The sequence below is a fragment of the Amycolatopsis acidiphila genome, from assembly GCF_021391495.1.
Lineage (GTDB): Bacteria > Actinomycetota > Actinomycetes > Mycobacteriales > Pseudonocardiaceae > Amycolatopsis_E > Amycolatopsis_E acidiphila.
In genome coordinates this window covers 4,837,755-4,849,712 of record NZ_CP090063.1, presented here as the reverse complement: position 1 = coordinate 4,849,712, position 11,958 = coordinate 4,837,755, and the positions used below count along the sequence as shown (strand labels likewise).

The following is an 11,958-nucleotide window of genomic DNA, read 5'->3' as shown; positions in this document are numbered from 1 at the left end:
TGAGAGGGGGTCGCTCAGAACACGGGGGTTTCGGTGTAGGTGCCGAAGACGTCGCGCAGCGCGCCGGTGATCTCGCCCATCGACAGGTGGGCCTCGACGGCCTCGATGGTCGCGGGCATCAGGTTGGCCCCGGGTTCCGCCGCGACCGCGAGGAGCTGTTCCATCGCGGCTTTCGCCCGAGCGGGATCCCGGTTCTCCCGGATTTGCTCGAGGCGGGTGATCTGGCGGGCCTCGGACTCCGGATCGAGCTTGTGGGTCTCGATCTTCTCGGCCTCGCCGTCGTCGACGTGCTTGTTGACACCGATGACGGGCCGGTCGCCGTCGGCCTTGCGGCGCGCGTATTCGTAGGCGGTGTCGGAGATCTCGCGCTGGAAGAAGCCCTGCTCGATGGCGGCGACCACGCCCCCGAGCTCCTCGATCTTCTCGAAGTAGTCCCAGATCCCGCGTTCGAGCCGGTCAGTCAGGTACTCGACGTGGTACGAGCCGCCCAACGGGTCGATGACGTCGGCGACCCCGGTTTCGTCGGCGATGATCTGCTGGGTGCGCAGGGCGATCTTCATGGCCTGCTCGCTCGGGATCGTGTAGGCCTCGTCCAGACCGTTGGTGTGCAAGGACTGCGCGCCGCCGAGCACCGCCGAGAGCGCCTGCAGCGCGGTGCGGACGATGTTGTTCATCGGCTGCGGCTTGGTCAGCGTGGCCGCCGCGGTCTGGGCGTGGAAGCGCAGGCGCATCGAGTCGGGGTTCTTCGCGCCGAAGGTCTCCTTCATCATGCGTGCGTAGAAGCGCCGCACCGCGCGGAACTTCGCGACCTCTTCGAACAGGTCCGCCTGGCTGACGAAGAAGAACGACAGCCGCGGCGCGAAGGCGTCGACGTCGACGCCGGTCGCGACCACGTCCTCGACGTAGGCCTTGGTGATCGCCATGGTGAACGCGATCTCCTGCTGGGCGTTGGCCCCGGCCTCGCTGATGTGGTAGCCGCTGATGTTGACGGGGTTGTACCGCGCCATGTGCTCGGCGCAGTAGACGACGGTGTCGCGCACGATCCGCATGCTGGGCTCGACCGGGAAGATCCACTCCTTCTGTGCGACGTACTCCTTGAGGATGTCGTTCTGGATGGTGCCGGACAGCTTGTTCAGGTCGTAGCCGCGCCGCCGTGCCACCGCGACGTACATCGCGAGCAGGATCCACGCGGACGGGTTGATGGTCATCGAGACGCTGATCCGTTCGAGGTCGATCCCCTCGAACAGCGCCTCCATGTCCGGCAGCGTGTCGATCGCGACGCCCTCGCGCCCGACCTCGCCGAGGCTCATCGGGTCGTCGCTGTCCAGTCCCATCAGCGTGGGCATGTCGAAGTCGATCGACAGCCCGGTCTGGCCCTGCGCGATGAGGTACTGGAACCGCTTGTTGGTCTCCTCCGCCTGGCCGAAACCGGCGATCTGGCGCATCGTCCACGTCCGGCCGCGGTACATGGTCGGGTAGGGGCCGCGGGTGAAGGGATAGCGGCCGGGCAGGCCGATGTCGCGCCAGTCCGCGGGCAGGTCGGCCGGGGTGGAGACGCGGTTGACCGGCAGCCCGCTGCCGGAGCGGTAGTGTGCCCGGGATTCCGGCCGGCGGCGCAGGAAAGCGGCGAGCTCGTCGCCTTCCCAGCCGGTGAGGTCGTCGGTCACCGCCTCCACGAGCGCGTCGGTGGTCAGGCGGAACCGGTCTTCTTCGTTCGTCACAAGTCCTCCTCGCTCACAGGTGGGCCACCAGGTGCCGGGCGGCCGACAGCGGGTCGCCGCGGCGTGCGGTCACCTCGTCGACGGCCCGGTCGAAGTCCGGCACGCCCGGACGCAGCCGGTCGAGCACCAGCTGCTCGGCCACCCAGCGGATGCGGGTGGCGGCGTTGCGGCGGGCGCGCCGCTCGCGTTCGCCGTGCTCGGTCATCCAGGCCAGGTGCTCGGCGAACCGCTCGGCCAGCTCCGCCACGCCCTGCCCGGTGGCGGCGACGGTCTGCTCGATCGGCACGTTCCACTGGTCGGCGCGGCGGCGGGAGAGCCGCAGCATGTCGCGCAGTTCCGCGACGGTCCGCCCGGCGCCCTCCCGGTCGGCCTTGTTGACCACGTGCACGTCGGCGATCTCCAGCAGGCCCGCCTTGATCGCCTGCACGTCGTCGCCCATCCCGGGCACGCTGACGACGGCGACGGTCTGCGCGGCGCTGATGACGTCCACCTCGGCCTGTCCGACACCGACGGTTTCGAGGATCACCAGGTCCTTGCCCGCGGCGTCGAGCACGGTGAGCGCGTCCAGACTGGCGCGGGACAGGCCGCCGAGCGCGCCCCGGGTGGCGATCGACCGGATGAACACGCCGGGATCGCCGCCCAGCTCGCTCATCCTGATCCGGTCGCCGAGGATCGCACCGCCACTGAACACACTGGACGGATCGACCGCCAGGATCCCCACCGTGCGGCCCTGCGCTCGGTAGTGCCGCGACAGCGCGGTGACGAGCGTGCTCTTGCCGCTGCCCGGCGGTCCGGTCAGGCCCAGCACGTGGGCGCCGCCGGCGTGCTGATGCAGTTTCGCGAGCGCTTCGTCGACGCCGTCCGCGCGCCGCTCGACGAACGTGAGCATGCGGGCGACCGCCGCGTGCTCACCGGCGAGGACGGCGTCGACGAGCTCGGCGGGGGACCTCATGACGCGCTTCCGAGCCGTCGCAACAGGTCGCGGTCGTCGACGACCCGCCGTGCCTTGAACTCGGTGCGGTCGAAGGTCTGGTGCGCCACCGGCACCACCTTCGCGCCGACGCCGAGCACCTTCCGCAGCTTCTCGGCGATGCCGCCTGCCCAGGCCTGCAGCGAGGGCTCCGGGACGTCCTTGTACTCGACCTGCACCGCGAGACTGTCCATCGTGGACTCACGGCTGATCACGATCCGGTGCTCGCCGCCGTAGCCGTCGGCCGCCATCACGACGTCGTCGATCGCGCTCGGGTAGACGTTCTCGCCGCGGACGGTGAACATGTCGTCGATCCGGCCGTAGATCCCGTTCGGCAGGAACGGGTAGCTGCGGCCGCGCGCCGCCGAGGGTGCCTCCCAGCGCGTGAGGTCGTTGGACAGCAACCGGATCATCGGCTGGCTCGTGCGCTCGAGCGTCGTGTAGACGGGGGTCCCCTCGGCGCCGTACTCGACCCGGTGGTGGTGGACCGGGTCGCAGACCTCGGTGTAGACCAGGTCCTGCCAGCACAGCACGCCGGGTTCGTCGCTCGCCGCGCCCAGGTGCATCCACGGGCTGACCTCGGCCATGCTCCCCGAGTCGTAGACCTGCGCGCCGAACGCCCCGGCGATCCTCGAGCGGATGGCGGGCACGCTCGCGCCCGGTTCGCCGGAGAAGAACAGCTTGCGCAGCCCGAGCGAGGCCGGGTCGACGCCCTCGTCCGCGGCGACCTCGGCCAGGTGCAGTGCGTAGGAAGGCGTCCCGTAGAACACGGTCACCCCCATCTGCCGCATCCAGTGCACCGTGCGCGCGGTCTGGCCGGGTGTTCCGGCGCCGAAGGGGAAGACCCGGGCGCCGAGGCGTTCCGCGCCGATGTAGGCACCCCAGGAACCCCAGTACAGGCTCAGCGGGGACGCGACCAGCACGGTGTCGTCCTGCCGGATGCCCATCGCCCACATGACCCGGGCGTGTGCGTTCGCCACGCTGCGCCAGTCGCGCTCGCTGATGCCGAACGCGGTGGGCCTGCCGGTCGTGCCGGACGTGCCGTTGACGTGCTTGACCTCCGACACGGGCACCGACAGGTAGCTGCCGAACGGCTCGTGCGCGGCCTGGTCGGCGCGCAGCTCCTCCTTGCGCACCACCGGGACCTTCTCGAAGTCCGACAGGCTCTTGACCGAGGACGGGTGGATTCCGGCCTCATCCCACTTGCGGCGGTAGAACGGCGCGTTCTCCCACGCGTAGGCCATCACCTCGCGGATCCGGGCGAGGATCGCCTCATCGCGTTCCTGCGCGGGCATGGTCTCCCGCCGCGGGAACCAGAACCGCTGCCCGGGCTCGGGCCGGTAGGACTCGTCGTAGCGCGGCGGCCAGCTCCACTGCTCCATCACGCCTCCCGCGCCAGCGCGGTCAGCTCGCGGATCCGCCCGACGATCGTGTCCGGTGTCGTGTCCTGGCCGAGCACCTCGGCGACGCCCATCTTCTTGAGCTCGTCCACGTCCTCGTCGGGCATCACCCCGCCGGCCACGACCGCGAACCGCGGCCGTTCTCCCATCGCGTCGAGCAGCTGGAAGATCCGCGTGAAGATCGGCAGGTGGGCGCCCGAGAGCAGGCTGACGCCGAGCACGTCCACGTCCTCCTGGACGGCCGCCTCCAGCACCTGCTCCGGGCTGCGGTGCAGGCCGGTGTAGATCACCTCCATCCCCGCGTCCCGCAGCGTCCTGGCGACCACCTTCACGCCGCGGTCGTGCCCGTCGAGGCCGATCTTGGCCAGCATCACCCGGGCCGGCTCCTCGTTCGTGTCCATCTCAGCTCCGCGATCTGGTACGACAGCCATGTGGTCAGACCATAGGTCTGGTCGCACGGGAGAGCAAGGCCTAAGCTCGAGTTCGTGGTCGAACGGAAGGGCGTCATGGTGCGAGGTGGGACCGTCCGCTGCCGCCGCGAGGGGGTGCTCGGCAGGATCACGCTCGACCGTCCGGAGGCGCTCAACGCGCTCGATCTCGAGATGATCCAAGGCATGCGCGGGGCGCTCGACGCGTGGGAGGACGATTCGCGGGTGCGGGCCGTCGTCCTGGACGGGGCGGGGGACCGCGCGTTCTGCGCGGGCGGCGACATCGCGGTCGTGCACCGCTCCGCCCGCACCGATCCTGGGCTCGCGCGCCGGCTCTGGCGTGCGGAGTACCGGCTCGACGCACGGCTCGCGCGCTATCCCAAACCCGTGGTCGCGATCATGGACGGGATCACGATGGGCGGCGGGATGGGGATCGGCTGCCACGCCGCCCTGCGGATCGTCACCGAGCGCGCCGTGCTCGCGATGCCGGAGGTGGGGATCGGGCTCGCCCCGGACGTCGGCGGCACGCTGCTGCTCGCGCGCGCACCGGGGGAGACCGGCACGCACCTCGCGCTGACCGGTGACCGGCTGACCGCGGCCGACGCGCTGTACTGCGGGCTCGCCGACCACTTCGCCCGGTCGTCGGAAGTACCCGGGCTGATCGCCCACCTCGCGGACGGCGGCACGGTCGAGAAGCACGCGCGGGCGCCCGAACCTCCTGTGCTGCCGGGACATCGGGCGTGGATCGACGCGTGCTACGGCGGAGCCGGCACGGTCGAGGAGATCCTGCGCCGCCTCGCTGCCCGGCCCGAAGCGGCGGCGGCCGACGCGGCGCGCAAGATCGTCGCCGCGGCGCCGACGGCGGTCAAGGTGACGTTGCGGGCCATCCGGGCGGCCCGTTCGATGACGGGCATCGAGGAGTGCCTGCGCCAGGACTACCGGCTCTGCAGCCGCTTCCTCGCGCATCCGGACCTGGCCGAGGGAATCCGCGCGGCGATCATCGACAAGGACCGCAGGCCGGCGTGGCGCCCGGCCGAGCTCGCCGCCGTGACGCCCGCCTGCGTCGACAGCTTCTTCGCCCCGCTGGAGGACGACCTGGTGCTTCCGTGACCAGGCCTCATTGTGGTCCAACCACGTAGCGATTAGGCTCGGCTCCCGACGATGCTGTCGGGGAGGCGACTTTTCGATGGATGAGCCGGACAACGTGCGGTACCTGAGGGCGCCCGGGCAGGTCGTGGCCGACATCCAGGAATGGATGCTCCGGGAACGGCTCCACGCCGGCAACCGGCTGCCGTCCGAACGCGAGCTCGCCGCCACCCTCCGGGCCGGTACGAACAGCGTCCGCCACGCCCTCGGCGTCCTCGAGACGATGCGCGTCCTCGAGCGGGGTCCCGGTGGCCGCCACGTCGTGGCGCCGCCGCCTTCCCCGCTCGTCGGCAGGCTGCTCCGGCTGCACATGGCGGTGTCCGGCTTCGAGCGCGCGGAGCTGATGTCCATCAGGATCGGCCTCGAAAGCGCCGCCGCGGCTCGCGCGGCCGCGTGCGCGACGCCGAACGAGCTGGCACCGCTGCACGTCGTGGTCCGGGAGATGGCGGACCCCGCGATCGGCTACGCGCGGTTCGGCGAGCTCGACTGCCGGTTCCACACCCTGCTCGCCCGCGCCGGGCACAACGAGCTCGCCGCCTTGCTGCTCAGCACGCTCGGCGACGTGCTGCAGAGCGAGATGCGGGCCGGGTACGACCGGTCGGCGCACTGGCGCCGGACCGCCGGCAGGCTCGCCACCGAACACCGCCGAATCCTGGACTCGGTCGAGGCCGGTGACGCCGCCCGTGCCGCCGACACCGTCACCGTCCACATCAGACAGTTCTACGACCTTCGCGCCGGCTGAGCCCGGTCCACGCCCGTGTGCTCGTGCAGCTCGCCTCCGCGCTGTCAGGCGCCGTATCCGCCGTCGATGCGCAGCACGGCGCCGGTGACGTAGGAGGACTGCGGGCCGGCGAGGAAGACGACGCCGGCGGCGATCTCCTCGGGCCTGCCGTAACGTCCGAGTGCGGTGGTGGGCAGGAAGACCGACGCGGCCGGCCCGTCGGCGGGGTTCAGCTCGGTGTCCACGAATCCCGACTGGATGACGTTGACCGTGATGCCCCGGTGCGCCAGGTCTCGTGCCGCGCCGCGGCTGTAACCCTCCAAAGCGGACTTGGTGCCGGCGTAGTCGGTCATCCCGGTGAAGCCGACGCGCGTGCCGACGCCGGAGCTGATGCTGATCACGCGGCCGCCCTCGGGAAGCAGCGGATAGGCCGCGCGGATCGCCGCTACGACGCTGGTGTAGTTGACCGCGAGCTGGCGGTCGAAGGCGGCTTCGTCGGCCAGCTCGCTGTCGATCGGGGCGGCCACCGTGACCCCGGCGTTGTTGACGAGGATGTCCAGCCTGCCGAGCTGCTCCACCACGGTGCGGACGAGACCCGCGGCCTGCGTGGCGTCGGCCTGGTCCGCTTGGAACGCGGCGGCGCGTACGCCTTTGCCCTCCAGCTCGGCGAGTACGGCCTTGGCCTGATCGGCCGAGGAGGAGTAGCTGATCGCGACATCGGCACCCTCGTCCGCCAGTGCCAGCGCCGATGCGGCTCCGATCCCGCGCGACCCCCCGGTCACCAGTGCCACCTTGCCGCCGAGCGTGTTCGTCATGTCTTGTCCCTCTGTCCGGAATTACGGTTCTTGACCAACCGGTACAGTACTTGGTTATGGACTAGAAGGTCAAGAACGAGGCCGTGCTTCAACGCGTCAGCGAAAAATGGATGCTCAGCCGGCGGACGAGCGGCCGCGGCGTGGTCGAGGCAGCGACGCCAGTGCCGCCTCGGCCGTGCGAAGCAGCGTCTTCCGGTCGACACCGGCCTGGCCGAGCGATTCGATGCCGCGCAGGGTGGCCAGCAGCAGGCCGCCGAGTTCGCGGGCGTCGCGCCGCGGGTCGATGTCGCGGTCGCGCTGGGCCTCCTCGACGCACGCCGTCAGCAGGTCTTCCAGCGCGGCGAAGGTGCTGCGCGCCCGCTGGGCCGCCTCGGGATCGCGACCGCCGAGCTCTGCCGTGGTCTTGGCGAGCATGCAGCCGCGGTGGGTCCTGTCCGCGATGACGCTCTTGGTCACGCCGACCACGTGCGCACGAAGCCGGTCGATGGCCTTGCCCGGTCCGTCGAGCAGCTCCTTCCGGACGCCTTCCACCGCGTCGGCGCAGTAGTCGTCGAACGCGCGCAGGTACAGCTGGTGCTTGTCGCCGAAGGCCCCGTACAGGCTGCCCTTCCCCAGGCCGGTCGCCGCGGTGAGGTCGAGCACCGAGGTGCCCGCGTACCCGGTCTCCCAGAACTGGTCCCGGGCCGCGCGCACCACGTCGGCTTCGACGAAATCCCGTGGTCTGGCCATGGTCGTGATTGTACCCGTTCTTGACCGATCGGTCGGCATCGTGGCCGCGGTGGCCGGCGTTGACGTCGCCGACCGCCGGATTCCGCCTCACCGCTTCCGTGCCAGTTCGCGCAGCCGGCAGGCCAGCGCGTCGGTGCTGCGGGACTTCGGGTCCCCGTCCCGGCGGACGAGGCCGACTTCGACGGTGGTCCGCGGCCCGTCCACCCGCAGCGGCACGAGGTCGGCGAACACGATGTCGCGGGGGTGGTCCGGGACGAAGGTCGCGATCACGCCGAGGCTCGCTGCCGCGGCGAGGAACCTGGCCTGCAGGCCGCCGACCTCGAGCACCGAATGGTCGCCGGTGAGCCCGGACCTGCGCAGCACCTCACGGTAGAAGCCGGTCTCGACGCCGGTCAGCGGAGCCGTGATCAACCCGTACTCGCCGATGTCGTCCACCGTCACCTTCGTCCTGCCCGCGAGCGGATGAGCACGCGACGCCAGGAACACCAGCCTCATCTGCTGCAGGGCCTCGAACCGCGCCTCACCTGGCAGGTGCCACCGGATGACGTAGGCGAGGTCCAGCTCGCGGTCCAGCACGGCCTGCGCCTCCCGCCTGCTGTGTCCGAACCGGACGGACAGCAGCGTGCCCTCGTACGACCGGCGGAACGGGGCGACGACCTCGTCGAAGAAGTACTGCTGCTCGAAGGCCATGCTGGCGCCGAGCCGGACGCGGCCGCGGCGGCCCTGTGCCAGGTCTCCCAGTGAGTCCTTCAGCCGGTCCTGCTCGGCGAGCATGACCAGCGCCGTCCGGTAGACCTCGTGGCCGGCCGCGGTCAGGTGCACCGCCCGGTCCTGGTAGTGCAGCAGTTCCGTGCCACAGGCCCGTTCCAGCTCACTGACGTGGTGCGAGACGGTGGGCTGGGCCAGGTTGAGCGGGCGGGCCGCCGCCGAGTACCCGTTGCGGTCGACCACGGTCACGAAGACGAGCAGCCGGTACAGGTCCAGGTTCACGTGCTGTTCTCCGTTCCGCGGCCGGCCATCCGGGTGGGCTCACACGAGGACGACGTCGTCGAACGACGACTCCTTCGCGGCATCGAGGTCGAGCAGGCCGTGGGAGTTCATCCACCGCTGGGTGACGTCGTACATCTCCCTGGTGTAAGGCTCGAACACGATCCGCTCGCCGGGGCCGAAGCGGCGCACGTCGACGAGCTCCACGATGTCCTCGGGCAGCTCGCGGGACCAGTACTTCAGGTACCTGTCCGGCTGGAGGTCGATGTCCCGCTGCGCCTTCGCCAGCGCCGCGAAGTACTTCGCCGTGTCCTCCTGGTCGGCCGTGGGGGCGACCAGGAAGCCGACCGCGAAGGTGGCGTCGGCCAGCTTGCGGTAGCCCAGCTGCTCCATGACGTAGTACTGGCCGCCGAACACCGTCGCGGCCTGCACCTCGCCACGCATCAGGCGGCGGACCCGGTCGTTGGGCAGGCCCTGGAACGAGAGCCTGATCTGCTCGAACGGGATGAACGGTTCGAGCGTCTGGATGGTCGCGTAGTGGCTGCCGGAGTGGTAGCCCACCGCCACGTCGACCGCGGCGAGGTCCTCGGGGCGGCGCAGGTCGGACTCCGGGGTGACGAAGATGCCCGCGGGGGTGACCGAGTAGGCGTTGCCCCACATCTTGCCGGCCCCCGCGGCGGCCACCGCGTTGACCGCCCAGTGGCAGGCCGCCGACACGTCGCAGGCGCGCGAGGCCATCATGTCCTCGAAGGCGCCCTTGCGGATCTCGGCCGGGACGCTGTCCGCGGACCGCACCGCCGAGGTGGTGTGGGACTTGGCGGACAGGCCGTCCGCCTGGAACTCGTAGTCGAGGCCGGCCTCGGCGAAGTAGCCGTGCTCCTCGGCCACCCACTCCTGCAGCCTGCTGTGCGGCTGGATGACGAACTTTCCCATGACCGGTCTCCTCACCTCGTCCTGCGACCTCTCGGCCCCGGCCCAACGCTAGGGTCGGCCGGAAACCCCGACAACGGTCTGCCGTCGATGGTGGTATCGCGGTTGTCTATGGGGAGGTCGCGGGCTCAGGCCGGGGCGAACTCCGACCGGGAGCCGAGGAGGCGGTAGCCGGCCCGGCCGGAGAACTCGGCGGTGAGGGCGAACCGGTCGCCGCGCACGAGGGTGTGGCGCCATTCGACCGGGGTGCCGGACGCCGTGCCGAGCCGGGTGATGGACAGGGCGGCGGCGTGCTCGCCGCAGCGCAGCTGGGCCCGCTCGCCGACGGTCGGGATGACGGCCCGGATCTGCTCGTGGCCGCGGTCGAGGCGGATGCCGGCGCGCTTGTGCAGCTCGCCGTACAGGCTGGTGTGCCGGAAGTCGGCCTCGAGCAGCGGCCGGGCGACCGAGGCGGGCAACCAGACCCGGTCCAGGGCCAGCGGCTCGTCCCCGGCGAGGCGTAGCCGCTCGAGGTACACCAGCGGCGTGGACCCTTCCAGCGCCAGCCGGTCGGCGACGATCGCGTCGGCCCGCACGTCGAGGGTGCGCACGACGCTGTACTGCGCCAGCCCGGCGGCCTCGACGGCGGCGAAGAGGCTGTAGAGCGCCCCGACCGGCTGGGTGATCTCCGCCGGGGGAGCGACCCGGGGCTGCCGGCCGCGCTCGGCCACGAGGGTGCCGTCGGCGCGCAGCTGCCGCAGGGCCTGGCGAACCGTCTGCCTGCTCACTCCGTACTCCTCGGCGAGCACGAGCTCGCCGGGGAACCGGGCCGCGAACTCGCCGTCCGCGATCCGGTGGAGCAGCAACTGCTGCAGCTGCCGCCACAGCGGCGCCGCGCCGTCGCGGTCCAGCCCCTGGTCCTTCACAGCCATCGCCTCCGGGCACCGACAGTACCGAGGATCGCGCGCGCCGGACGATCGGCGCAGCCCTCTTGGCAAATGTACGGACATATTGTAGGGTCAAGATACGTACATTTGGAAGGGGTGCTCCGGTGGCGGTCGACAGCAAGGTCGCCGGGATCCGGCCGGACACCTCCTGGGCAGGCTCGCTCGCGCGGCCCGTACCGGGGCTGGCGGTCGCGGTCGTCGTCGCGGCGGTCGCCACGGTGGCGGGCCGGTTCGTGCCGCTGGTCGGCGGCCCGGTCTTCGGCATCGTGCTCGGCGCGATCGCCGGCGCGGCCGTCCCGGCGCTGCGGGGGCCGAGGTGGAGGGCGGGCTACGCGGTCGCGGCCAGGCCCGTGCTGCAGTCGTCGATCGTCGTGCTCGGGACAGGGTTGTCGCTGCGGCAGGTCGTCGTGGTCGGCCGCAGTTCGCTGCCGGTCATGCTGGGCACGCTGGCCGTAGCGCTCGGCGGCGCGTGGCTGCTGGGCCGGCTGCTGGGGGTGCGGGGCGACACCCGGACGCTGATCGGGGTGGGCACCGGGATCTGCGGTGCGTCCGCGATCGCCGCGACGAGTGCGGTCATCAAGCCGAAGCAGGCGGAGGTCGCCTACGCGGTGGGCACGATCTTCACCTTCAACATCGCCGCGGTGCTGCTGTTCCCGCCGCTGGGGCATCTGCTCGGCATGAGCCCGCACTCGTTCGGCCTGTGGGCGGGTACCGCGATCAACGACACGTCCTCGGTCGTGGCCGCCGCGTTCGCCTACGGCGGCGACGCGGGGAGCTACGGCATCGTCGTCAAGCTCACCCGGACCCTGATGATCATCCCCGTCGTGCTCACGCTCGCGCTGCTCGCGGCCCGGCGGGAGGCCAACCTCGCCGCGGCCGGCGGCGGTGCGCGGTTCCGGCTACGGGACATGCCCTGGCGCAAGATCGTGCCGCTGTTCCTGATCGGGTTCCTCGCCGCCGCGGCCCTGGACACGCTCGGGGTGATCCCCGCGTCCTGGCACCCGGCACTCTCGGCCCTGGGCACGTTCCTGATCACCACCGCGCTGGCCGGCATCGGCCTGTCCCTGCGCCTGGCCGACGTGCGCGCGGCCGGGCACCGGCCACTGGTGCTCGGCGCCCTGCTGTGGCTGGCCGTCGCCGCCTCCAGCCTGGGCCTGCAAGCGCTCACCGGCACGCTCTGACGCG

General features: G+C 71.3%; 12 protein-coding genes. 3 read left to right on the top strand and 9 right to left on the bottom strand.

Annotated elements, in window-relative coordinates; translation table 11 throughout:
- Positions 1-14: 14 nt before the first annotated feature.
- The 4 genes from LWP59_RS23675 to LWP59_RS23660 are packed head-to-tail and all read right to left on the bottom strand — an operon-like array spanning position 15 to position 4,492.
- Positions 15-1,721 (bottom strand): methylmalonyl-CoA mutase family protein, encoded by a 1,707-nt coding sequence (locus LWP59_RS23675; RefSeq protein WP_144637516.1) that lies wholly within the window; start codon positions 1,719-1,721, stop codon positions 15-17.
- A gap of 13 nt (positions 1,722-1,734) precedes the next feature.
- Positions 1,735-2,673, bottom strand: a complete 939-nt coding sequence (gene meaB / locus LWP59_RS23670; protein WP_144637515.1) for a methylmalonyl Co-A mutase-associated GTPase MeaB — start codon at positions 2,671-2,673, stop codon at positions 1,735-1,737.
- Positions 2,670-4,073: a phenylacetate--CoA ligase family protein gene (locus tag LWP59_RS23665; protein ID WP_144637513.1), complete on the bottom strand. Its 1,404-nt coding sequence runs from the start codon at positions 4,071-4,073 to the stop codon at positions 2,670-2,672. Before LWP59_RS23665 ends, meaB begins: the two co-directional genes overlap by 4 nt.
- Positions 4,073-4,492, bottom strand: coding sequence for a cobalamin B12-binding domain-containing protein (locus LWP59_RS23660; protein WP_144637511.1), 420 nt, complete (start codon positions 4,490-4,492; stop codon positions 4,073-4,075). The genes LWP59_RS23665 and LWP59_RS23660 overlap by 1 nt, the downstream gene beginning before the upstream one ends.
- An 84-nt stretch (positions 4,493-4,576) precedes the next feature.
- On the opposite strand from LWP59_RS23660, the gene LWP59_RS23655 reads away from it, so the two are divergent.
- Together LWP59_RS23655 and LWP59_RS23650 are read left to right on the top strand one after the other, a co-directional pair.
- Positions 4,577-5,629 (top strand): enoyl-CoA hydratase/isomerase family protein, encoded by a 1,053-nt coding sequence (locus tag LWP59_RS23655; protein WP_308431674.1) that lies wholly within the window; start codon positions 4,577-4,579, stop codon positions 5,627-5,629.
- 76 nt (positions 5,630-5,705) lie between these two features.
- Positions 5,706-6,407 (top strand): FadR/GntR family transcriptional regulator, encoded by a 702-nt coding sequence (locus tag LWP59_RS23650; RefSeq protein ID WP_144637509.1) that lies wholly within the window; start codon positions 5,706-5,708, stop codon positions 6,405-6,407.
- A 44-nt stretch (positions 6,408-6,451) separates the two neighbouring features.
- Here the strand turns inward: LWP59_RS23650 and LWP59_RS23645 are convergent, their stop codons facing one another.
- From LWP59_RS23645 to LWP59_RS23625, 5 genes are all read right to left on the bottom strand, one after another.
- Positions 6,452-7,201, bottom strand: coding sequence for an SDR family NAD(P)-dependent oxidoreductase (locus LWP59_RS23645; RefSeq protein ID WP_144637506.1), 750 nt, complete (start codon positions 7,199-7,201; stop codon positions 6,452-6,454).
- A 114-nt stretch (positions 7,202-7,315) separates the two neighbouring features.
- Positions 7,316-7,930: a TetR/AcrR family transcriptional regulator gene (locus LWP59_RS23640; protein WP_144637504.1), complete on the bottom strand. Its 615-nt coding sequence runs from the start codon at positions 7,928-7,930 to the stop codon at positions 7,316-7,318.
- An 87-nt stretch (positions 7,931-8,017) separates the two neighbouring features.
- Positions 8,018-8,920 (bottom strand): LysR family transcriptional regulator, encoded by a 903-nt coding sequence (locus LWP59_RS23635; RefSeq protein WP_144637502.1) that lies wholly within the window; start codon positions 8,918-8,920, stop codon positions 8,018-8,020.
- Between the two features lie 39 nt (positions 8,921-8,959).
- Positions 8,960-9,850, bottom strand: coding sequence for an ABC transporter substrate-binding protein (locus tag LWP59_RS23630; RefSeq protein ID WP_144637500.1), 891 nt, complete (start codon positions 9,848-9,850; stop codon positions 8,960-8,962).
- A gap of 125 nt (positions 9,851-9,975) precedes the next feature.
- Positions 9,976-10,758, bottom strand: a complete 783-nt coding sequence (locus LWP59_RS23625; RefSeq protein ID WP_144637498.1) for a GntR family transcriptional regulator — start codon at positions 10,756-10,758, stop codon at positions 9,976-9,978.
- A 119-nt stretch (positions 10,759-10,877) separates the two neighbouring features.
- On the opposite strand from LWP59_RS23625, the gene LWP59_RS23620 reads away from it, so the two are divergent.
- Positions 10,878-11,954, top strand: a complete 1,077-nt coding sequence (locus LWP59_RS23620) for a YeiH family protein (protein WP_222425507.1) — start codon at positions 10,878-10,880, stop codon at positions 11,952-11,954.
- The last annotated feature ends 4 nt before the right edge of the window (positions 11,955-11,958 follow it).

Coding starts and splice junctions, on each gene's coding strand:
- meaB (WP_144637515.1), bottom strand. CDS start 2,673: ATGAGGTCCCCCGCCGAGCTCGTCGACGCCGTCCTCGCCGGTGAGCAC.
- LWP59_RS23665 (WP_144637513.1), bottom strand. CDS start 4,073: ATGGAGCAGTGGAGCTGGCCGCCGCGCTACGACGAGTCCTACCGGCCC.
- LWP59_RS23660 (WP_144637511.1), bottom strand. CDS start 4,492: ATGGACACGAACGAGGAGCCGGCCCGGGTGATGCTGGCCAAGATCGGC.
- LWP59_RS23650 (WP_144637509.1), top strand. CDS start 5,706: ATGGATGAGCCGGACAACGTGCGGTACCTGAGGGCGCCCGGGCAGGTC.
- LWP59_RS23645 (WP_144637506.1), bottom strand. CDS start 7,201: ATGACGAACACGCTCGGCGGCAAGGTGGCACTGGTGACCGGGGGGTCG.
- LWP59_RS23640 (WP_144637504.1), bottom strand. CDS start 7,930: ATGGCCAGACCACGGGATTTCGTCGAAGCCGACGTGGTGCGCGCGGCC.
- LWP59_RS23630 (WP_144637500.1), bottom strand. CDS start 9,850: ATGGGAAAGTTCGTCATCCAGCCGCACAGCAGGCTGCAGGAGTGGGTG.
- LWP59_RS23625 (WP_144637498.1), bottom strand. CDS start 10,758: ATGGCTGTGAAGGACCAGGGGCTGGACCGCGACGGCGCGGCGCCGCTG.